The following is a 21,669-nucleotide window of genomic DNA, read 5'->3' as shown; positions in this document are numbered from 1 at the left end:
CGCCCAGCACGAGGGCGCCGGTGGTGGCGAGGGTGATGGAGGTCTTGAGGCTCTTACGCATCGTGATCAGTCCTTTGCTGTTGTCGCGCTCGGCGCGGCTGCTGTGTGCGCGCCGAACACACCCTGGTGCAGGGTGGAGAACCAGCGGTGTGCGGCTGGTGAGCGCTCCGGGTGGTTCCCGGTCGTTGCAGGTGATTCGGCACCCTCTGGCGAAGGGTTTGGACGGATCTGACGTCGTTACCGCTCTGTGACCTTTCGGCTGCTGCAGGTCAGGACGCCTTACCGGACGGGAGGCGCGGTGCCAGGCCGCCACGGGCCTCCCGTCCGTCGCGCAGTCGCGTCAGTGCTGCCCGCCGCGCAGGCGGCCGATGCCGAGCACGATGCCGACGACGACCATGCCGAGCACGAGGCCGGCCACGGCCGACACGGCCGTGTCGGCGATCCAGACGACGACGGGGCCGGCGGCATCGAGCGCGTGCTCGATCCCGTGCAGCAGGTCGTACGGTCCGTGCCAGATCGTCTCGGCCAGGTTCGCGATGACCAGGTGTCCGCCGACCCAGAGCATCGCGACGGTGCCGATGACGCTGATGACCCGGAAGACCATCGGCATCGCGCGGACGATCCTGGCACCGATCCGGCGGGTGCGGCGGACCGAGTTCTTCATCATCTGCAGGCCGATGTCGTCGACCTTGACGAGCAGCGCCACGGCGCCGTAGACGACCGCCGTCATGACCAGGCCGATCACGATCAGGGCGCCGAGCGTCGGCCAGAGCCCGAGGTCGGGGTCGAGGCCCGCCAGCGCGATGAGCATGATCTCGGTGCTCAGGATGAGGTCGGTGCGGATGGCGCCGAAGACGAGCTTCGGTTCGGTGACGGCCTCGTCGGACCCGCCCTCGTGGTGGACACCGAACCACTCGGTCACCTTCTCGGCACCTTCGAAGCACAGGTAGGTGCCGCCGAGCAGCAGCAGCCAGGGCAGCACCCCGGGGGCGAACGCCGTCAGCAGCAGGGCCAGCGGGATGATGATGACGAACTTGTTGAACAGGCTGCCGAGGGCGATGCGCCCGACGACCGGCAGTTCGCGGGCGGGCTCCAGGCCCTGCACGTACTGGGGTGTGACGGCGGCGTCGTCGATGACGACCCCCGCGGTCTTCGCGCTGGCCTTGAGGGCTGCGGAGAGGATGTCGTCCACCACGGCGAGCAATCCGACTGACAATGCGTTCTCCACTCGTCTGACCTGTGACCGTGCACAGCGTAGTGGCCGCGGAGCATCCTGAACGCCAGCCGCGGGGCGTCCGTAGGCTCGCGACATGGCTGACTTCACCGCATCCCAGGCCGCCGTCGTCCGGATCGAGCGTTCCGAGCAGGGCCGCTGGGACCTCTCCGTGATCAGCGACGCCGGTGTCGCGATGGGCCACGGCGTCTACTTGTTCGACGCAGCGCACGACGACGCCGAGGACGAGCGGGCCGCGGCACTCGACTTCGTGCGCGAGTACGGCTTCCGGTTCGAGCCGGACGCCGTGCAGGCCGATGGCCCCGACGCCTTCTGGGCGCCGCTGCTGCCGTCCGACCAGCAGTAGGCGCTGCTGCGCGCGGGAGTCAGCGCGGGACTCAGCGCGCCGAGTCCTCGAACCCGATCAGCCAGGCGACCCCGAAGGCGTCACGGACGGTGCCGTCCCAGTCGCCCCACGGTCGCTGCTGCAGTGGGTCGACGACCGTGCCGCCCTCGGCGAGCTGGTCGAACCACCGGCGCAGGACGTCCGGTTCCGCGGCGCCGAGCAGTGAGAAGAGCAGCCCCGTCGCCGAGAACGGGGTGTCGCCCCCGCCCTCGCCCTCGCTCGCGTCCGCGGCGAACAGCTGCAGCTCGCCGGTGAGCTGGCCGTGCGCGACGGCGTCGGCCGGGCCGTCCGTGCGGGAGAAGTCCGCGTAGGTCGCGATCTGCACCTGGCCACCGAACACCCGCTGCCAGTGCTCGAGGGCCTGCCTGGCGGTGCCGGCGAACTGGAAGTACGGCGCGGGTCCCGTTGTGTGCATGCCCGGCAAGGTACTCCGGAGTGCGGACTGGGGAAACCCCAGGGCTCGTCAGTCGAGCAGTGCGAGTGCGCGACGGCTGGGAGACGCCGTCGTCACGCCGAGACGCCTCCGGGAACGGTGGCGTCTCGACGACTTCCCGGCGTCGGGCGGACACGACGGCGTGTCAGCCACCCGGCCACGGTGCGGACGGGAGGCCCGTGGAGACGCCGCCACGGGCCTCCCGTCCGGCACCGGGGCACGCGCACGGCGCGACGTTCCTTCCCATTGCGCCTGCGCTGGAAAGCGGAAACGGGCGTACCTGGCGGGAAGTTCCTGCCAGGTACGCCCGATTCGACCAGGTACGCCCTGCGCCCCCGCGCCCCGCGCCTCAGGACGCGAGCGCGGCCATCTCGCGCACGACCGCACGGAGCCGGTCGGCGAGCTCGTCGTTGCTCCGCACGGTCTCGCGGTGCGCGACCTCGCTGAGTGCCGACATCACCAGGGTCACAGCGGTGCGGGCGGTCTGCGCATCCGTGCGGGTGCCGACGACGCTGAGCAGGGACTGGCGCGACTCGGCCATCCACTGCATCACCATCGACGACATCTCCGGCCGGAGCACGAGCAGCTCCTTCATGCGCCTGCGGTCCTGCGAGAGCGGCACGGTCGCCGCGACCAGGGTGCACAGGTCGGCGACCAGGGCCCCGTCGGCCTCGGCGAACCAGGCCGCTGCGCGCTCCGGCACCTCGACCGAGTCGAGCCCGAGTGCCGCGTGCGCCTTCGACGAGAAGTAGTTGAAGAAGGTGCGGGGCGAGACGTCGGCGTCGGCGCAGATCTGCTCGACCGTGACGCCGTCGAGCCCGTGCGCGGACACGAGCGTCAGTGCCGCGTCGTGCAGCGCCTGCCGGGTCTGCTGCTTCTTCCGTTCACGCAGCGTGCACGGCTCCGTTGCCGCAGCCGCTGCCGGGGTGGTGATCACGTGGACTCCTGGTCGATCGATGTGGGTGGGAGGGGCGCCCGCCCGGAAAGGGGGCACGGGCGGACGCCCCGGTCGGTCACCGACGGGTCGTCGGTGTGGACCCGGTCATCGGGCCCGTGAACGAGCCGGCCTCGGCTGCGGCGGCGCCCGCCTCGGCCTCGAGCTGCGCCTCGGCGGACATGTCGGCCTGCTCCTGCAGCGCGGAACGCTGGCGCAGCGGCGGCACCCGGAAGAACCAGGTCAGCACGAACGCCAGCAGGATGACGCCGAGACCGACCCAGTAGATCGTCACGGACGAGGCGTTGAAGCCCGCCATGAACGGCCGGGTCAGGCGGCTGTCGGCACCGGTCAGGAACGAGGTGTCGTTCGTGCTGGTGGCGCTGTCGCTCGTGGTGTTGCCGTCGTCGATCTTCTTCGCGAGCTCGGGGGTGAGCTCTTCGACCCAGTAGGAGCGCTGCGCAGCGTTCGACCAGTCGACGGACACGGTGCCGTCCTGCACGCTGGCGTGCGCCTGGTCGGCGACCTGCTCGAGGGCGGACTGCTCGGCGGCCGGCGTGGCCGCGGCGACCTGCTGGTCGATCACGGTCTGCGCTGCCGCTGCGGGCACGGCACCCGCGGCGACCTGCTGCTGCACGGCCGCGGTGACCTGCTCGGTGACCGCGGCGTCGGCGGCCTGCTTCGCCTTGGCCGAGGCGGCGTCGAGCTGTGACTGCACGGTCTTCGTCAGCGGGGTGACGACGGGCGTCCAGATCTTGTCCATGGCGCCCTGGTTCGCCTTCGCGCTGGCGACGGTCGGGTTGAGCGCGGCGTCGAGTGCCGGACCGAGGTCCTTCTGGTTCGCGGTCGCGGTCAGGATGTTCGCCGGCATCACCGAGAACAGGATGGACAGCAGCACGGCGGTGCCGAGCGTGCCACCGATCTGGCGGAAGAACGTGGCGGACGACGTGGCGACGCCCATGTCACGGGCCTCCACCGAGCCCTGCGACGCCAGGGTCAGCGACTGCATGACCGAGCCGAGGCCGAGACCGATGAGGAACATACCGATCATCAGGAACCAGAGCGGCTTGTCGATCGACATGAAGGTCAGGACGACGTAGCCGGCGGAGACGAGCGCGGTGCCGATGACCGGGAAGATCCGGTAGCGGCCGACGCGGGCGACGATCTGACCCGAGGTGATCGAGGCGATCATGAGACCGCCGACCAGGGGCAGCGTGGCGAAGCCGGACTCGGTCGGGGTGAGCCCGACGACGATCTGCAGGTAGAGCGGGATCGTGAGCATCGCACCGAACATCGCGAAGCCGACCAGGAACCCGATGACGGTGGCCATCGAGAACGTGCCCGAGCGGAACAGCTTGAGCGGGATGATCGCCGCGTCGCCCATCTTCGACTCGATGAGCAGCAGACCGATCAGCCCGACGACACCGACGACGTAGCAGGCGACGGCGGCGGGGGAGCCCCAGCCCCAGATGCGGCCCTGTTCGGCGACGAGCAGGAGCGGCACGAGGGTGACGATGACGGCGGTCGCGCCCCACCAGTCGACCTTCGGCTTCGCGTCGCCGGCGCCGTGCACCTTCGGCAGGTGCAGGAACACGATGACCATGAGCAGCGCCGCGACACCGATCGGCACGTTGATCAGCAGGACCCAGCGCCAGCCGGTGATCCACAGGATCTCGGAGGAACCGGCGAGCAGACCACCGATGAGCGGGCCGATGACGGACGAGATGCCGAAGACCGCCAGGAAGTAGCCCTGGTACTTCGCACGCTCACGGGGCGCGAGGATGTCGCCCATGATCGCCAGCGGCAGCGACATCAGCGCACCGGCACCGATGCCCTGCACCGCGCGGAAGGCGGCGAGCATGAGCATCGAGGTGGACATCGACGACAGGACGGCGCCGAGGATGAAGACGACGATGCCGAAGATGTAGAGGGGACGGCGGCCGAAGATGTCGGAGAGCTTGCCGTAGATCGGCGTCGCGATCGTCGAGGTGATGAGGTACGCGGTGGTCACCCAGGCCTGCTGGTCGAGCCCGTGCAGGTCGTCGCCGATCGTGCGGATCGCCGTGCCGAACACCGTCTGGCCGAGCGAGGACAGGAACATGCCCGCCATCAGGCCGTAGATCACCAGGAGGATCTGACGGTGGGTCATCAGCGGCTGCTGGCCGGCGCCTCCGGAGGCCGCGGGGGCCTCGGCGGTGTGCCGACCGTGCTGCACCGAGACGGGTGCGGTGGCGGTCATCGAACTCCTTTTTCTGGCTGTGAAACTTTGCAGACCGCGCAACGATACATCTGTTGCTTCCGGCAAGCAACTAAATGTGCCCGCTACGCTGGGCGCGTGACCGACGACCGGCGTGCCGCAGAGCGACTCCTGCGATCCCAGCTCGACCGGCTGTGGGTCCGGCAGACCCTGCGCTCCTCGCTCATCGAGTCGCGCGGCGGGCTCGACCCGACCGCCCGCGTGATCCTGCGTGCCGTCGCCGGCCACGGCCCCGTCCGGGCGACCGCGATCGCCGACGCGACGGGGTTGTCCCGCCCGGTGATCAGCCGGCGGGTGGCCTCGCTGATCGAGGCCGAGCACCTGATCGGGTCACCCGATCCCGCGGACGGCCGCGCCACGCTCGTCACGCTCGCCCCCGCCGGCCGGCGGCTGCTCGACGAGCTGGACGCCGCCGGCGCCGAGGTCTTCGACGACCTGACGGGGGAGTTCGCCTCGGACGAGCTGCGCGCGCTCGCCGAGATGCTGACGCGGCTGAACGACCGTGCCGACACGGTCCTGGGGATCGGCACCACGCGCTCCTGACGTGACCGAGGGGACGGACAGGAGGCCCGTGGCGGCGCCGCCACGGGCCTCCCGTCCCTGCGGAGCGCGCATTCGAGATACCGTTGGTGGTATGAGCACGGACACCACCCCCACCACTGAGACCCTCGACGACGGGCCCGTGGTGACGTTCGCCGATCTCGGCCTGAGCGACGCTGTGCTCAAGGCCGTCAAGGACATCGGCTACGAGACCCCTTCCGCCATCCAGGAAGCCACCATCCCCACCCTCCTCGCCGGGCGCGACGTCGTCGGCCTGGCGCAGACCGGAACCGGCAAGACCGCCGCCTTCGCGCTGCCGATCCTGTCCCGCATGGAGTCCGGCAGCAAGAAGCCCCAGGCGCTCGTGCTGTCCCCGACGCGCGAGCTCGCCCTGCAGGTGTGCGAAGCGTTCGAGCAGTTCGCGTCCCACATGAAGAACGTCCACGTCCTGCCCGTCTACGGCGGCCAGGCCTACGGCGTGCAGCTCTCCGCCCTGCGCCGTGGCGTCGACGTCATCGTCGGCACCCCCGGCCGCATCATGGACCACCTGGCGAAGGGCACGCTCGACCTGTCCGAGCTGAAGTACCTGGTCCTCGACGAGGCCGACGAGATGCTCAAGATGGGCTTCGCCGAGGACGTCGAGACGATCCTCGCCGACACCCCGGACGACAAGCAGGTCGCGCTCTTCTCGGCGACGATGCCCGCGCAGATCCGCCGCATCTCGCAGCAGTACCTGACCGACCCGGCCGAGATCACCGTCAAGACCAAGACGAAGACCGCCGCGAACATCACGCAGCGCTACCTGATGGTCTCGTACCCGCAGAAGGTCGATGCGCTCACCCGCATCCTCGAGGTCGAGGACTTCGAGGGCATGATCATCTTCGTCCGCACCAAGAGCGAGACCGAGACCCTGGCCGAGAAGCTCCGTGCCCGCGGGTACGCCGCCGCCGCGATCAGCGGTGACGTCGCCCAGGCCCAGCGCGAGCGCACGGTCAACCAGCTGAAGTCGGGCAAGCTCGACATCCTTGTCGCCACCGACGTCGCCGCCCGTGGTCTCGACGTCGACCGCATCACGCACGTCGTGAACTTCGACATCCCCGTCGACATCGAGTCCTACGTGCACCGCATCGGTCGTACCGGTCGTGCCGGCCGCTCGGGTGACTCGATCAGCTTCGTCACCCCGCGTGAGCGTCGCCTGCTCGCCGCGATCGAGCGCCACACCAAGCAGCCGCTCACGCAGATGCAGCTGCCGACCATCGACGACGTCAACGAGACGCGCCTGACCCGCTTCGACGACGCCATCACCGCGGCGCTCGAGGACCAGGGCCGGATCGCCGCGTTCCGCGACGTCATCGCGCACTACGTCGAGCACCACGACGTCCCGTCGGACGACGTCGCTGCCGCCCTGGCGGTCGTGGCGCAGGGTGACTCGCCGCTGCTGCTCACCGCAGCCGACGACGCGCTCCGCTCGCAGATGGAGCGTGACGCCCGCCGCAGCGAGCGCGACGACCGTGGTGCCCGCGACGACCGCGGCGGCCGCAACGACCGTGGTGCCCGCGACGACCGTGGCGGCGACCGCGACCGTGGCGACCGCGCCCCGCGTCGTTCGCAGCCGATGTCCCCGTACCGCATCGAGGTCGGCCGGCGTCACCGCGTCGAGCCGCGCCAGATCGTCGGTGCGCTGGCCAACGAAGGCGGCCTGCGCCGCGACGACTTCGGTGCGATCCAGATCCGTCCGGACTTCTCGATCGTCGAGCTGCCGGCCGACATGGACCCCGGTGTGCTCGACCGCCTGACCGACACCCGGATCAGCGGCAAGCTCATCGAGATCCGTGCGGATCGCCGTGGTGGCGGACGCCGTGACGACCGCGACGAGCGTCCGGAGCGCAAGCCGCGCTACTGAGACGCGCCGCGTCCGAGACGCGACCCCTGTGGACGGGAGGCACGGTGCCAGCTGGCACCGTGCCTCCCGTCCGTCGTCGGTGCGCGTTCCGGGCCCGCGAGACGCCGTCGTGTCGCTTCCACGCCGCCGAGTCGGCGAGACGCCGCCGGATTCCGCGGCGTCTCGGGAACACGACGGCGTGTGCGGGGGTACCAGGCGGCATCTTGCGGTGCGGGGAACCGCACATCCCGCCCGCAACCGTTCCCCTGCGGTCGGCACGGTGCTGTGATACCCGGAGCCGTGACGCAGGGAGCCGCGGAGAAGGCAGGGGAACATCGTGTACCGAGCACTCATCACCGCGGTCGCCGCCGCGGCGCTCGTCTTCGGAGGTGTGGCGCCTGCGACGGCGCACACCTCCTGGTCGTCGGTGCCGGGAGCGCCGACCGCCGTCCGCGTCACCGGCGACGCGGACAGCGCCACGCTGACGTGGCGTGGCCCGAAGCACGGCGCGAAGGTGACGGGCTGGAAGGTCGCGGTCGCCGCCGTCGCGAACCGGCACGACCGTCAGGCCGACCGACTCCACCCGCGTGCCCGCTCCGACCGCTTCGACGAGCTCTCGCCCGCGACCACGTACCGGTTCTCGCTCCGTGCCCTCGGACACCGGGGGACCGGCCGCACGATCACGCTGCGCTGGACGGCACCACCCGCACCCGAGCCGGAGACGACGCAGTCGCTGTTCGGGCTCGACGGCAACGGTGACGTCGTGCGGTTCGCGGACTCCGGCAGCGGTGCGAAGACCGTCGTCGCGAGGGACGTCGAGGGCTTCGCCGCGAATGCCGACGGTGACGTGTTCACCCCGACGGCGGACGGCACTTCGATCCTGCTGCACCCGGCCGACGGCGGCGGGATCTCGATCATCGCGTCCGGCCTGCACCTGACTCCGGACCTGCGCTCCGATGCCGAGGGCAACCTGTACTGGGTGGACTCGGTGACCGGCGCGGTGCAGCAGTTGCCGGTCGGCACCTCGACCCAGAAGACCGTGCTCGACCTGGGTGGCAAAGCCGTCGGGAGTGATCAGCGTTTCTGGACGGTCACCCCGGACGGCAAGGTCGTCGTGCTCGGCGGAACGGTCAGCCAGCCGTACGTCAAGGGCACCGGCATCGCACCCCGCACGTTCACCGGGCCGAGCGGCATGATCGTCGGCTACCCCGCCGGTGTGCTCGCGGACTCGCAGGGCAACGTCTACGTCGACATCCGATCGACCGGTGCCGCCGGGTCGTGGATCTGGTACCAGCTCAAGCCCGGTGCGACCGAACTGACGAAGATCGAACCGCGGTACGCGTTCGACTACGCCGCCGCGAACGCGGATGGCTTCTCGCTCCTGCAGTCGGCGCAGTTCTGCCCCGCCCCGTCGGAGTACCGGCCGGGCGGGTGCACGATCGACCGTGGCATCCCGGACAAGCTCGTGGTGGGCAGCGGCGGGACGTCGACCGTGCCGGTGACCGGGCTGACCGCCGGGTCGCGTGGCGAGCACCTGGGTGCCGCCTCCGCCGACGGGGACGTGTTCGTCTCGATCGAGAGCGGCCCCTCGGTCGGGCTGTGGAAGGTCCCCGCCGCGGGTGGAGCTGCGCAGCAGCTCGACGTGGCGCAGTACTCGAGGCTGCTGGTGATCTGACCGGCGGTGCGAGGCGGAAGGGGGTGGGACGCAATGGTGCGTCCTACCCCCTTCCGTATGTGGCTCGCGGTCAGGCCACGCCGGCGGCCGTGCGGCGGCACACCTCGTCCCACGGGGTCGGCTCGATGCCGAAGCGGGTGCGGCTCTCGGCGTCGTCGACCACGTACGGCGCGGTCCACTGGTAGGTCAGGTCGGCCAGCTCGCGCAGCATCGGCGACACGAGCCCGCCGACGCGGAACAGGGCCGCGGGCATCCGGCGTACCGGCACCGCGGGCTTCCCCGTCGCCGCGAGGACGTCGGTGAGGGCCTGGCGCTGCGTTCGCGCGGGGTTGCTCGGCACCATCCACGTGCGGCCGTGGGCGCTCTCGTCCTCGGCGGCGGCCACGAGGGTCCGGGCGACGTCGAGCACGTCGGTGAAGGTGTGCGGCAGGTCTGTGCGGCCGACCATCCACACCGCCCGGCCCCGCAGTGCCGCCGGCAGCACGCGCGTGACGTGCCCGTTCGCGCCGATCCCGGGCCCCAGGTAGTCCGAGGCGCGGACCTCGACGGCGCGGATCCGGCCCGCGTCGTGCGCGGCGAGGGCGTCGGCCCACATCCGCGCCCGGAGCACGCCCTTGCGGTCCGTGGCCGCGTCGGGCAGTCCGGCGCGCATGTGTCCGTCGACCGGGCCGTACGGGTACAGGTTCCCGGTGATGGCGTAGGTCGCACCGGTCCGTTCGGCCGCGGTGAGCAGTGCTGCGGCGAGCGGGGGCCAGGTGCGTTCCCACTGCGTGTAGTCGCCGGGGTTCGCGCAGTTGTACAGGACGGCCGCTCCCTCGGCGGCGCGGGTGAGCGCGTCGGCGTCGGAGGCGTCGAGCGCGAGGTGCTCGACCCCGGCGACGCCGGTGCTGCGCCCGGAGCGGGAGACGACGGTGACGCGGTCGCCCCGGGCGTTCACGAGTCCGGCGACGTGGCGGCCGACCGGGCCGGCGCCGATCACGATGTGGTGGGACATGGTCTCCTGCTTCCTGGTCGATGCGAGAGCAGTGCTCTCGGAAGCGAGCATGACCGCTCCTGCGCGGAAAAGCAAGAGCACTGCTCTCCTTTGTGTGCGCTGCTCTCTCGTGCCAGGATCGACGGATGGCACCCACCGCCCGAGCGCTCGCACGGCAGACGGTCACGGCCGACATCCTGGCCGCGGCACGCACCCGTCTGACCGACGAAGGTCCTGCGGCCCTGAGCCTGCGTGCCGTCGCCCGTGACGTCGGGATGGTCTCGTCGGCCGTGTACCGGTACTTCCCGAGCCGCGACGACCTGCTGACCGCCCTGCTCATCACCGACTACGACGAGCTCGGTGCCGCGGTCGAGGCCGCCGGTGCGGCAGCCGGACCCGATGCCGGGGCGCGCTGGGTCGCGATGTGCCGGGCGATCCGTGACTGGTCGATCGCGCACCCGGGGGACTTCGCGTTGCTCTTCGGCTCGCCGGTACCGGGCTACGCCGCGCCGCGCGAGACGGTCGCACCCGCGACACGGACGACGCTCGCCCTGGTGCGCGTGGTCGCGGACGCCGTCGGCTCCGGTGCGCCCGGTGCGTCGGGTGCGTCGGGCGGATCGGGTACGTCGGGCTCGCCCGTCACGTCGACGCCGGGGACGGCCGGGAGGCCCGGATCACCCACCGCGCCCACGGCGGCTCCCGGGGTGGCCGGTCCCGCCGTCGCGGACGGGGTCGCCACCCTGCGCTCGTTCGGCATCTCCCTGCCCGACGAGGTCTTGGTCCGGACGCTGATGGCCTGGACGACGGTGTTCGGGACGATCTCGTTCGAGCTCTTCGGGCACTTCGTGGGGTCCGTGTCCGACGGTGCGGCGTACTTCGACCAGGTCATCGCACGCCAGGCCGACGACCTGGGGTTCACCGCCGTCTTCTGAGACGCCGTGTCCCCAGATCGGGTGAGCAACCTGACAGACTCCCCACCCGTGCGGTAGACAGGTCGTCACGCCCAGGTCGTGCCCGACGACCGAAGCGGACGACCGGCACGGTGGCCCCCGGGTCAGCTGCCGGACGGAACCACTCTCGGGCGTGCGCTGCGGCCGGGGCCCGCGGATCAGGAGGCATGCTTGCGACGCAGCACGTGCGACGGCACCACGGTCGGGGCGACCCGGTGACCGCGCTCGACGTCAGCCGACAGGACCGCCGCCGACTCACCACCGGAACGGCCCGCCGGCGCCTGGTCACCGTGCGGACCGTGGCGCTCCTGGCGTCCCTCGCCGGGGTGAACTACATCGTGTGGCGCTGGGCGGCCTCGGTGAACTGGCACTCGTGGTGGATCGCGGTGCCGCTGATCCTCGCCGAGACCTACAGCGTCATCGACTCGCTGCTCTTCGCGCTCGGGGCCTGGCGGCTCCGGGAGCGCGGCGAACCGCCGGCGAAGCCGTCCACCGACGTCACCGTCGACGTCTTCATCACGACCTACAACGAGCCGGTCGACCTGGTGGAGCGCACCGCCCGCGCGGCGAAGGCGATCACGCACCCGCACACCACCTGGATCCTCGACGACGGCAACCGCCCCGAGATGCGCGCGGCGGCCGAAGCGCTCGGCATCGGCGTCATCACGCGCGGCGCCGACTGGGTGGACCGGCCACGGCACGCGAAGGCCGGCAACCTCAACAACGCCCTGCTCGCGACCCAGGGCGAGTTCCTGCTCATCCTCGACGCCGACCAGGTGCCGGACCCGGCGATCCTCGACCGCACCCTCGGCTACTTCAAGGACCCGCAGATGGCGCTCGTGCAGACGCCGCAGTGGTTCGAGAACGTCCCCGCTGCCGACCCCCTCGGCAGCCAGGCGCCGCTCTTCTACGGCCCGATCCAGCAGTCGAAGGACGGCTGGAACGCCGCGTTCTTCTGCGGGTCGAACGCGATCCTGCGGCGTGAGGCACTCATGCAGCTCGGCATCTCGCGCTACGTGGCCGAGGTCGAGGCGTCCGTGCAGCGCACCCTCGCCACCTCGCGCAAGCTCCTCGCCCGTTCCCGCGAGACCGAGACCGACCCGCGCGTGCTCGATGCCCTCGACGACGCCGAGGGCGTGGTCGACCGCGCACGCGAGCAGGTCCGGTCCGGCGAACCCCTGGGCGACGTGACCTACGCGTTCCAGCGGGGGATCGACGCCATCGCGTTCCGGTTCGCCGCCGCCGACCTCGAATCGGTGCGGAACGACCTGCAGGAGCTCGCGGCGATGTCCACCGACGCGAACACCTTCGCCGGACTCGACGACGCCGCCCTCGACGTGCTCGGGCGGCGTGAGGCCTCGCCGGTCGCCGCCATCGAGTCGATCGCCGTGCTCGCCCGTGCCCTCGACGTCAACCGTGACGACGAGGCCCAGCCGATCATGCCGCTGGCGACGATCTCGGTGACCGAGGACATGGCCACCGCGATGCGCCTGCACGGCCTCGGCTGGAAGTCGGCGTACCACGACGAGATCCTGGCGACGGGCCTGGCCCCCGAGGACCTGCCGACGATGCTCGTGCAGCGACTGCGCTGGGCGCAGGGCACCATGCAGGTGTTCTTCCGTGAGAACCCCCTGGTGCAGAAGGGGCTGTCGTGGGGGCAGCGGCTCATGTACTTCTCGACGATGTGGAGCTACCTGTCGGGGTTCGCCGCGATCGTCTACATCGCGGCGCCGGTGCTCTGCCTGTCGTTCGGGGTCGTGCCCGTGCAGGCCTACAGCGTCGACTTCTTCGCCCGGCTCATCCCGTTCCTGGTGTGCAACCAGCTGCTGTTCTGGGTGGTGGCCGCCGGCAGACCGACCTGGCGCGGGCAGCAGTACTCGCTCGCCCTGTTCCCGATCTGGATCGAGTCGGTGACCAGCGCGTTCCAGAACGTCTTCCGGGGCAAGCCGCTCGGGTTCCGCGTCACCCCGAAGGTGCGCGACGAGACCGAGCAGAAGCCGCGGTGGGACCTGGTCAAGCCGCAGCTCTGGGCGATGGGTGCCCTGGTCGCCGCCCTGGTGATGATCGTCATCCGGTACCTGACCGGTCAGGCCGAGGGGATCGCGCCGCTCGTCAACACCGCGTGGGTCGTCTTCGACCTGTTCATCTTCAGCATCGTGATCCGCGCGGTCCGGTACCGCGGTCCGGCCACCCCCGCACAGTCCGAACACGAGTCGAGCACCGCCGGAGGGCCACTGTGAGCACCGAGACCACGTTCGAGGTCGCCGCGACGCCCGACTCCCTCAACGAGGTGCAGGACCGCTTCGCCGCGTGGTGGGACGGGCTCGGCATCGACGACGTGCGGCTCCGCTTCGCACTCGAGACCGCCCTGGCCGAGGTCGCCGCGAACATCGTCGAGCACACCGTCCGCGCCGACCGGGGGACCGGGCGCCGGTACTCCGTGCGCCTCCAGGCCACCGACCAGGCCCTGACCGCGGTGCTGACCGACAACGGGATGCCCGTCGACATCGACCTGAGCGCCGTCACCATGGCCGACGTCGAGCAGGAGAGCGGGCGTGGGCTGGCGCTCGCGATCGCCGCGCTCGACCGGCTCGAGCACCGGCACGAGTCCGGCCACAACGTCTGGATCCTCGCGTGCGACCGGTGAAGCAGCAGGTGGCCCGCGCTCTCGCCCTCCTCGTCACGATCGCCACGCTCCTGCTCGGTGGTGCGCTGCCCGCGTCCGCGGCGTCCGCGGCGTCCGCGGCGTCGGCGGCACCCGTGCAGCGGGCCGCCGCCGTCGAGCCGGCGGGGGGCTCGACGTGGTTCGGCCCCGACCTCGACTGGGCGAGTGACTCGCCCGAGGGCTACGAGGGACGGCTCGGCGCGACGCCGTCGATGTACGGCGTCTCCGTCGACTACCCGCTCGACGGCCCGGCCAAGCAGGAACTCCTCCGGTCGGCGCGCGCGGCGGCGACCCAGGGTGCGGTGCTCGTCGTGAGCCTCGAACCCGACCGCAGGCTGCGGTCGCTCGACGCCGGGGACGCACGCGCCGTCAACTCCGTGTTCGAGGACCTGCACGACCAGTACGACACCCAGGTGCTCGTCCGGTTCGCACCGCAGATGAACGGCACGTGGGTCCGGTGGGGGCAGCAGCCGACCGAGTTCGTCCGGGCGTTCCGGGCGCTCGCCACGACCGTGCACGCGGGCGCGTCGGACGCGCTCATGGTGTGGTCCCCGGGGTACGGTGCCGGCTACCCGTTCGGCGAGTCCGCCGGGCGGCTGCGGGACCTGTCGGTGATCGACGTCGCGAAGGCGGACACCAACGGCGACGGACAGCTCACCGGTGCCGACGACCCGTACGGCCCCTACTGGCCGGGGGCCGAGGCCGTCGACTGGGTCGGGCTGTCGATGTTCTCGTACGGCAAGGGCGACCCGACCGAGGCCGCCGGTCGTGCCGTGCCGCTCACCCGCAGCGGTGAGGTCGAGTCGCGGTTCGACGAGGACTGGGGCTACGACCAACCCCAGTCGGAGACGTTCTACGACCGGTTCGCGGTGGCCGGCGACCGCCCGATGCTGCTCGACACCGGAGCCCTGTACAACCGGGAGCTGCAGGGCGACGCCGAGCTCCAGGTCAAGCGGAGCTGGTGGCGGCAGGTGCTCGCCGCCGTGCAGGAGCGTCCGCTGATCCGGGGCATGACCGTGCTCGAGGCGGAGCGCCGCGAGCCCGAAGCCGGCAACCGCGTGGCCGACTGGCGACTCACCGCGGACCCGGACGTCGCGAAGGCCTTCCGCGCCGACCTCGAGCGGTCCGGGGACTTCGCCTTCGGACCGGTCACCGACCGCGTCACCGTGCAGCAGGGCAACGCCGCGATCTCGCAGGAGTACGAGACCGGCGGCGACCAGATGGCGTGGATCGTCTGGCTGGCCGCGGGCCTGGCGATCGTCTTCCTGCTGAGCGGGGTCTTCGGGCGGCTGCTGCCGAGCTGGCGCTACCCCGACGACGGCAAGCCAGGCCGTGACCTGCGCCTCGACCTGTTCCGCGGGTTCATCATCCTCGCCGTGGTGATCACCCACATCGAGATCGGCGGACCGTACTCGTACCTGACGCTGCACGCCGTCGGGGCGATCACCGGCGCCGAGATGTTCGTGTTCCTGTCCGGCATGGTGCTCGGCATGACGTACCCGTTCGCCGTGAAGAAGTTCGGCGAGTGGGCTGCGGCGATCGGGGCGTGGAAGCGCGCACGCAAGCAGTACGTCGTCACGCTCGTGGTGATCGCCGTCGTGTTCGTGCTGAGCTTCGTGCCGTTCCTGAACACCGACGCCATCACGACCTTCACCGACCGGGGCACCGGCCTCGGCGGGGTCGACGCCGAGGGACGCGTCTACGACCTGTACCCGAACGTCATGCAGCTGCTCGCGTACCCGCCGCCCTGGTACGCGATCCGGCAGTTCCTGCTGCTCGAGATGGGGCCGTGGCCGTTCAACATCATGGGGCTGTTCGTGGTGCTGAGCCTGTTCATCCCGGCATTCATCTGGGTGATCCGCCGCGGGTTCTGGTGGGCGCTCCTCGCCGCCAGCTGGGCGCTCTACGTGTTCCAGGCGCTCAACCCGGACTTCCGCCCGCTGAACTCGCAGTTCGAGGCGGTGTTCCCCCTGTTCACCTGGCAGGTCGTGTTCACCCACGGGCTCGTGCTCGGGTACTACCGGCGGCAGATCGTCGGCGCGCTCACCGGGCGTCTCGGCAAGGTCCTGGTCGGCATCGCGGTCGGCGGGTACGCGGCGTTCCTGGTCTACGTCTGGGCCGGTGACCACTTCGGGTTCACCCCGGTGCCGTTCCCGGCCGAGATGTACCAGTCGCTGTACAACACGGCGTACCAGCGGGTGGACCTGCAGTGGGGCCGCCTGGCGGACATCGCGTTCTTCGCGGTCGTGTCCTACGCGATCCTCACGGTGTTCTGGAAGCCCATCGCCGCCGCCATCGGCTGGCTCTGGATCCCGCTCGGGCAGGCGAGCCTGTACGTGTTCGTCTGGCAGGTGTTCTTCGCCCTGGCGATCGCGTCGATCCCCGGTGTGCCGTGGGGCGACTTCTGGATCGGGTTCGTGGTGCACACGGCGCTGATCCTGCTGGCCTGGTACATGGTCCGCAAGAAGTTCCTGTTCTCCGTCATCCCGCGCTGATCGCGCGCTCCGACGGACGGGAGGCCCGTGGCGGTGTCGCCACGGGCCTCCCGTCCGTCCTGTGGTCGCGTCTCAGGACGCGGGCAGGCGCGCGCGGAGCGCGCCACGGACCGACTGCCACGCCGCCAGGCGGTCGCGGACCGCGTCGTCCTGCTCGGCGGCCAGGGCGTCCCGGTGTGCCTGCTCGAGCACCTCGTCGATGACCACCCGGCGCCCGCTGCGCGCCGACGTGATCGCGGCGTCGACCATCGTGAGGCTCATGACGTTGCCGTGCACCTCGCCGTCCGGCACCTCGCCGGAGCGGACGGCCCGGACGAAGGACGCCAGCGACCCGGCGATCTCGTGTCCCACCGACGGTGCCGTGACCGGGGACCCCGGTGTGCCGTCGAGGTCGCTCGACGGGTCGTGGTCGCCGTCCCAGAGTGCCGTGCCGGCGGCTCCGGAGGCGCGCCAGTCGCCGTTCCACGAGGTCTCAGCACCCGGCGCACACCAGGAGCCGTCGTAGACGTAGCGGACGTCGTCCTCGAACGTGAAGACGGCGGCGGCGGCCGCGTCGCCCCGGTACCAGGACCACGACGGGTTCCACGACTCGCAGTACACCGACACCGGATCGCGCTCGAGCACGTACCGCGCCGAGTCGAAGGCGTGGATGGCCATGTCGAGCAGCAGGACGTCGTCCATCTCCTCGCGGAAGCCACCGAAGTGCGGTGCCTTCGCGAACCGGGTGCTCAGCCCGCCCACGACACCGAGGTCGCGGACGTGCTGCCGGAACGCGACGAGCTGGTCGTTGTAGCGGCGGGACTGCGACACCATGAACAGCTTGCCGGTGGCCTCGGCGGCTGCCGCGAGCGACAGCGCCTCGGCGACGGTCTGCGCGGCGGGCTTCTCGCCGAGCACGGGGAGCCCGGCCCGGAGCGCCTGCATGGTGACCGGGTGGTGCGCGACCGGCACGGTGATGTCGAGCACGGCCTCGGCCCCGGTCTCGGCGGCCAGCGTGGTCAGGTCCGTGCCGACCGGGATCGACGGGTCGCCGGCGTGTGCGGCGCCGGCACGCGCGGCGTCGAGGTCGAGGTCGACGATGCCGACCAGCTCGACCTCGGGGTCGGCGGCCACGGTGGCGAGCCAGGCCCGCCCCATCCCGCCGGCGCCGACCTGCAGGACGCGCAAGGGGCTCACGCCTGCGCCCCGTCGCGCTCGGCAGCGGGCGCACTGGCTGCCGGCTCGGTGACCGCGGGCTCGGCGGCCGCCGGGGCGGCCGTCTCCGGCTCGGCGTCGTCGAACGGGCCGCGGTAGTGCTGCCCGTCGAAGTACTCGCCCAGGTCGTAGCGGCGGAGCGTCGGCATCTCGCGCTCGCGCTCCGGCCGTGCCCACTCGGCGCCGTTCGCGATCACCCGGCGGACGTCCGGGTGGTGGTAGACGGGGAAGTCCTGGTCACCGGGGGAGAAGTAGAAGATCTTCCCCAGGCCGCGGCGGTACGTCATGCCGCTCCGGAACACCTCGCCGCCCGTGAAGCCCGAGATGAACACGAGCTCGTCGGGCGTCGGGACGTCGAAGTACTCGCCGTACATCTCCTGCTCGGGGATGACGATCGGGTTCGGCACCCCGCGGGTGATCGGGTGCTGGGGGTTGACGGTCCAGACGAGCTCCTGGTCGTGCTCGCTGCGCCACCGCAGGGTGCAGGTGGTGCCCATGAGCTTGCCGAAGATCTTCGACCAGTGGCCGGAGTGCAGCACGAGCAGCCCCATGCCGGAGAGCACGTGCCGGTGCACCCGGTCGACCACGGCGTCGTCGACGTCCTGGTGTGCGGCGTGCCCCCACCAGGTGAGCACGTCGGTGTCCGCCAGGACCTCGTCGGTGAGGCCGTGCTCCGGTTCCTGCATGGTGGCGGTCCGGACGACGGCCTCGGGCAGGTGCTCGCGGATGCCGTCCGCGATCGCGCCGTGCATGCCGTCGGGGTACCGCTCGGCGACGTGCTGCTCGACCTGCTCGTGGACGTTCTCGCCCCAGACGGTGATTCGGAGCGGGGTGGTGGTCATGGTGTGTGCCTTTCTGGCTGGGATGCGTGGCGGCTTCGGTCCGGTGCCGTCACTTGACGGCACCGCCGAGGGCACCGGCGGAGATGTACTTCTGCGCGAAGATCAGCAGGACGGCAGCGGGCAGGGACGCCAGCACCGAGGTCGCCATGACGGGACCCCAGTCCGTGACGTTCGAGCCGATGTAGTTGTAGATGCCGAGCGTGATCGGTCGGACCGCGGTCGTCGACGTCAGGGTCAGTGCGATGAGGAAGTCGCCCCACGCGCCGAGGAACGTGAAGAGCGCCGCGGTGACGATGGCGTTCCGGCTGATCGGCACGACGATCGACACGAACGCCCGGAAGTCGCTGGCGCCGTCGACGAGTGCCGCCTCGACCAGGCTCGGTGGGATCGACTCCATGAACGCCCGCATGAGCAGGATGGCGAAGGGCACCTGGACCGCGCTGTCGGCCAGGATCAGCCCGACGTAGCTGTTGAGCAGCCCGATGTTGTTGAACAGCGTGTACAGCGCGTTCGCGATGACGATCGCCGGGATCATCTGCGTGATCAGCAGCACGAGCAGGAACACCCGGCCGCCGCGCATCCGGAACCGTGCGAGCCCGTACGCGGCCGGTGTCGCGATGGCGAGCGTCAGCAGGACGGTGCCGAGTCCGATGATCATGCTCGAGACGAAGTTCTGCCCCTGCTGGGCGAACGCGGCCTGGTAGCCGGCGAAGGTGGGGGAGAACGGGAACCACGTGGCCGTGGCGGCCCCGGACGTCGCCTGCAGGCTGGTGTTCACCATCCAGTAGATGGGGAACACCATGATCGCGAGGAACACGCAGCCGAGGATCGTGAACGGGATCCCCTTCGCCGAACCGCGTGGCCGGGGGGCACGGGTGCTCTTGGTGGTGATCGCGCGGGTGGCGGTGACGGTCTGGTTCGCGAGTCCGACGCTCATTCGTCGACCGCCTTCCGTGAGATCGCGATGTAGACCATCGCGAAGACGAACGAGACGACGATGAGCACGTTGCTGACCGCGGCTCCGATGCCGAACTGGAAGTTGATGAACGACTGGTGGTAGGCGTTCGTGGCCAGGGTCTGGGTCGAGTTGGCCGGGCCGCCGCCGGTCAAGCCGAGGATGATGTCCACGACCTTCAACGTGTAGACGACCCCGAGCACGATCACGACGCTGACCACCGACCGGATGCTCGGCCAGGTGATGTACCAGAACGCCTTGAACCCGGTGGCGCCGTCGAGCGAGCCGGCCTCGTAGAGTTCCGGCGGCACGGACTGCAGACCGCTGTACAGGATCGTCGTGTTGAACGGGATGCCGAGCCAGACGTTGACGCCGATCACGGCGATGAGCGCCAGGCTCGGGCTGACCAGCCACGGCACGGGGGCGATGCCGACCACACCGAGGAGCTGGTTGAGCGCGCCGCTGTCCTGGTCGAGCAGCCACTTCCACACCGCGCTGGACGCGATGAGCGGCAGCAGCCACGGCAGGAGCAGCAGTCCCCGCAGGAAGCCCGACAGCGGGAAGTGCCGGCGGAAGAACAGCGCCAGGCTCAGCCCGATGACGAACTGCAGGATGATCGAGCCCGCCGTGAACAGCGCGGTGTTCACGAGGCTCGTCGTGAACACCGAGCTCTGGAACACCGAGATGTAGTTGGCGAGTCCCACCCAGGGGGCCTCGCCGGTGAAGAATGTCGCCGTCGTGTAGTCCTGGAAGGACATGACGATGTTCTTCACCACCGGGTAGCCGAAGAAGACGGCCACGAAGACCGCCGCTGGCACCACGAAGAGCCATCGGGTCACGCCGGATCGGAACCGGGCTCGTCGTTGCCCGGGTCGGGGTGTCGTCACGGGCGGGATCGTCCGTGGTCGTGTCTGTGTCGAGGCGCTCACGCCGGGGTCCTTTCCTAGTCGCCGGAGGGAGCCGACCGGTCGGCCGGCTCCCCGTGGACTACTGCTCTTGGGACTGCGCCTGCTTGAGCGCTGCCTCGGGGCTGGCCTTGCCGGTGAGGGCGAGCTGGACGGCGGTGTAGATCTTCGTGGCGGCCTTGGGCCAGTCGGGTCCGAGCTCACCGGTGCGAGCGCGGGCGGTCTGCACCGTGGTCACGAAGGACGCGACCTGCGGGTGGTCCTTCGCCCACGCGGCGCCGGCCTCGAGGTTCGTCGGCACGTTGCCGCTCACCTCGGACAGGGCCTTCTGCATCTTCTGCGTGTGCAGGCAGCCGACGAACTTGCCGGCGAGCTGCATCTTGTCCTTGTCACCGGTCTGCGGGACGGTGAACGCCTCGCCGCCGAGCGGTGCGACCGTGGCCTCGCCGGTGCGTGTCGGGATCGGGACGCTGTCGAACTCGAGGCTCTTCTTCTCGTTGAGCGCCGGGAGCTGCCAGGGGCCGTTGATCATCATCGCGGCCTTGCCGGCCAGGAACTGGTTGTTGACGTCCGCCTGGGCCCAGTTGATCGAGCTCTTGGACATCGAGCCGTCGTCCTGCAGGTCCTCGACGAGCTGCAGGGCCTGGGTGGCGTCCGCGGTGGCGATGTCCTTCTCGTCACCACCGTTCGACCAGAAGAACGGCAGGAACTGCCAGGTGCCCTCGTACGTGTTGATGTTGCTCATCGCGAAGCCGTAGGTCGAACCCTTGGTGAGCTGCTTCGCGGCGGCCTTGAGCTCGTCCCACGTCTTGGGCGGCTGGACACCGGCGTCCGCCAGCAGCTTCTTGTTGTAGTAGAGCGCGATGGAGTTCGTGTTCGACTGCAGGCCGTAGAGCTTGCCCTTGTAGGTGCTCGCCGCCTTCACGCCGGGGACGTCGCCGTCGGCGTCGAGCCCGTAGGCCGACAGGTCGGACAGCGCACCGGACGACGCGATCTGCTGCACGTCGGGGTTGTCGAGCATGAGGACGTCGGGCAGCGTCTTCGACGACGCCTGCTGCAGCACCTTCGAGATCAGGCCGGCGCCGGCGACGTGGTTGATCGTGACCGTCGCGCCGACTTCCTTGGCGCACTGCTTGTAGACCGGGTTGTAGTTCGCGTCGTAGTAGTCCTCGATCGTCAGGGCCTTGCTGCCGCCCGACGAGGCCGATCCGGAGCCGGAGCACCCGGACAGGACCAGGGGGACCGTGGCGAGCACGGCGACGGCGCCGACGAGGGCGCGGGTCCGGCGCGACTGGGAGGGGAATCTTTGCTTCATTGCAGAGCTCTTCTCTTGACGGATGCTGGGACAGG

General features: G+C 70.6%; 18 protein-coding genes. 8 read left to right on the top strand and 10 right to left on the bottom strand.

The window, feature by feature from the left end; genetic code table 11:
- Positions 1–340 precede the first annotated feature (340 nt).
- On the bottom strand, positions 341–1,216 hold the full coding sequence (locus tag QRN30_RS07230) for a DUF808 domain-containing protein (RefSeq protein WP_042537898.1): 876 nt from the start codon (positions 1,214–1,216) through the stop codon (positions 341–343).
- Positions 1,217–1,310: 94 nt separating this feature from the next.
- Here QRN30_RS07230 and QRN30_RS07225 point away from each other — a divergent pair, with 94 nt between their 5' ends.
- Positions 1,311–1,580: a hypothetical protein gene (locus tag QRN30_RS07225; RefSeq protein ID WP_042537772.1), complete on the top strand. Its 270-nt coding sequence runs from the start codon at positions 1,311–1,313 to the stop codon at positions 1,578–1,580.
- A gap of 31 nt (positions 1,581–1,611) precedes the next feature.
- Here the strand turns inward: QRN30_RS07225 and QRN30_RS07220 are convergent, their stop codons facing one another.
- From QRN30_RS07220 to QRN30_RS07210, 3 genes are all read right to left on the bottom strand, one after another.
- The gene (locus QRN30_RS07220; RefSeq protein WP_194590294.1) at positions 1,612–2,034 is read right to left on the bottom strand and encodes a VOC family protein; all 423 of its coding nucleotides are present in this window, start codon (positions 2,032–2,034) and stop codon (positions 1,612–1,614) included.
- Between the two features lie 367 nt (positions 2,035–2,401).
- Positions 2,402–2,989, bottom strand: coding sequence for a TetR/AcrR family transcriptional regulator (locus QRN30_RS07215; RefSeq protein WP_056072745.1), 588 nt, complete (start codon positions 2,987–2,989; stop codon positions 2,402–2,404).
- A gap of 76 nt (positions 2,990–3,065) precedes the next feature.
- Positions 3,066–5,225 carry an MDR family MFS transporter gene (locus tag QRN30_RS07210; RefSeq protein WP_284760743.1) on the bottom strand — a complete coding sequence of 720 codons (2,160 nt, stop codon included), beginning with the start codon at positions 5,223–5,225 and terminating at the stop codon, positions 3,066–3,068.
- A 96-nt stretch (positions 5,226–5,321) separates the two neighbouring features.
- Between QRN30_RS07210 and QRN30_RS07205 the strand changes: the two genes are divergently transcribed.
- The 3 genes from QRN30_RS07205 (at position 5,322) to QRN30_RS07195 (ending at position 9,340) form a co-directional block, all read left to right on the top strand.
- Positions 5,322–5,786 (top strand): MarR family winged helix-turn-helix transcriptional regulator, encoded by a 465-nt coding sequence (locus QRN30_RS07205; protein WP_042537769.1) that lies wholly within the window; start codon positions 5,322–5,324, stop codon positions 5,784–5,786.
- 91 nt (positions 5,787–5,877) lie between these two features.
- Complete coding sequence (locus QRN30_RS07200; RefSeq protein WP_017886812.1) at positions 5,878–7,686, top strand: DEAD/DEAH box helicase; 1,809 nt, start codon at positions 5,878–5,880, stop codon at positions 7,684–7,686.
- Positions 7,687–8,002: 316 nt separating this feature from the next.
- The gene (locus tag QRN30_RS07195; protein WP_194590292.1) at positions 8,003–9,340 is read left to right on the top strand and encodes a fibronectin type III domain-containing protein; all 1,338 of its coding nucleotides are present in this window, start codon (positions 8,003–8,005) and stop codon (positions 9,338–9,340) included.
- Positions 9,341–9,410: 70 nt separating this feature from the next.
- Here the strand turns inward: QRN30_RS07195 and QRN30_RS07190 are convergent, their stop codons facing one another.
- Positions 9,411–10,334, bottom strand: a complete 924-nt coding sequence (locus tag QRN30_RS07190) for an NAD-dependent epimerase/dehydratase family protein (RefSeq protein WP_274006970.1) — start codon at positions 10,332–10,334, stop codon at positions 9,411–9,413.
- Between the two features lie 125 nt (positions 10,335–10,459).
- On the opposite strand from QRN30_RS07190, the gene QRN30_RS07185 reads away from it, so the two are divergent.
- From QRN30_RS07185 to opgC, 4 genes are all read left to right on the top strand, one after another.
- Positions 10,460–11,245 (top strand): TetR/AcrR family transcriptional regulator, encoded by a 786-nt coding sequence (locus QRN30_RS07185; RefSeq protein WP_284760742.1) that lies wholly within the window; start codon positions 10,460–10,462, stop codon positions 11,243–11,245.
- A gap of 185 nt (positions 11,246–11,430) precedes the next feature.
- On the top strand, positions 11,431–13,503 hold the full coding sequence (locus tag QRN30_RS07180; protein WP_017886808.1) for a glycosyltransferase: 2,073 nt from the start codon (positions 11,431–11,433) through the stop codon (positions 13,501–13,503).
- A complete protein-coding gene (locus QRN30_RS07175) occupies positions 13,500–13,910 on the top strand; it encodes an ATP-binding protein (RefSeq protein WP_017886807.1) in 411 nt (136 codons plus the stop codon). Before QRN30_RS07180 ends, QRN30_RS07175 begins: the two co-directional genes overlap by 4 nt.
- Entirely contained in the window at positions 13,907–16,423 is a 2,517-nt protein-coding gene (gene opgC / locus QRN30_RS07170; RefSeq protein ID WP_284760740.1) for an OpgC domain-containing protein, read from the top strand. Before QRN30_RS07175 ends, opgC begins: the two co-directional genes overlap by 4 nt.
- Positions 16,424–16,495: 72 nt before the next feature.
- Here the strand turns inward: opgC and QRN30_RS07165 are convergent, their stop codons facing one another.
- The 5 genes from QRN30_RS07165 to QRN30_RS07145 all read right to left on the bottom strand — a co-directional run bounded on the left by QRN30_RS07165 (position 16,496) and on the right by QRN30_RS07145 (position 21,634).
- Entirely contained in the window at positions 16,496–17,590 is a 1,095-nt protein-coding gene (locus tag QRN30_RS07165) for a Gfo/Idh/MocA family protein (RefSeq protein ID WP_017886805.1), read from the bottom strand.
- A gap of 5 nt (positions 17,591–17,595) precedes the next feature.
- Positions 17,596–18,459, bottom strand: a complete 864-nt coding sequence (locus QRN30_RS07160; RefSeq protein WP_017886804.1) for a ThuA domain-containing protein — start codon at positions 18,457–18,459, stop codon at positions 17,596–17,598.
- A 49-nt stretch (positions 18,460–18,508) separates the two neighbouring features.
- Complete coding sequence (locus QRN30_RS07155; RefSeq protein ID WP_284760739.1) at positions 18,509–19,396, bottom strand: carbohydrate ABC transporter permease; 888 nt, start codon at positions 19,394–19,396, stop codon at positions 18,509–18,511.
- On the bottom strand, positions 19,393–20,253 hold the full coding sequence (locus QRN30_RS07150; protein WP_017886802.1) for a carbohydrate ABC transporter permease: 861 nt from the start codon (positions 20,251–20,253) through the stop codon (positions 19,393–19,395). The genes QRN30_RS07155 and QRN30_RS07150 overlap by 4 nt, the downstream gene beginning before the upstream one ends.
- 148 nt (positions 20,254–20,401) lie before the next feature.
- A complete protein-coding gene (locus tag QRN30_RS07145) occupies positions 20,402–21,634 on the bottom strand; it encodes a sugar ABC transporter substrate-binding protein (RefSeq protein WP_140448391.1) in 1,233 nt (410 codons plus the stop codon).
- Positions 21,635–21,669: the final 35 nt, after the last annotated feature.

The sequence above is a fragment of the Curtobacterium sp. MEB011 genome, from assembly GCF_030209655.1.
In the GTDB taxonomy this organism is placed as follows: domain Bacteria; phylum Actinomycetota; class Actinomycetes; order Actinomycetales; family Microbacteriaceae; genus Curtobacterium; species Curtobacterium poinsettiae.
The sequence above is the reverse complement of the archived record's forward strand: the minus strand, read 5'-3'. Positions and strand labels throughout refer to the sequence as shown.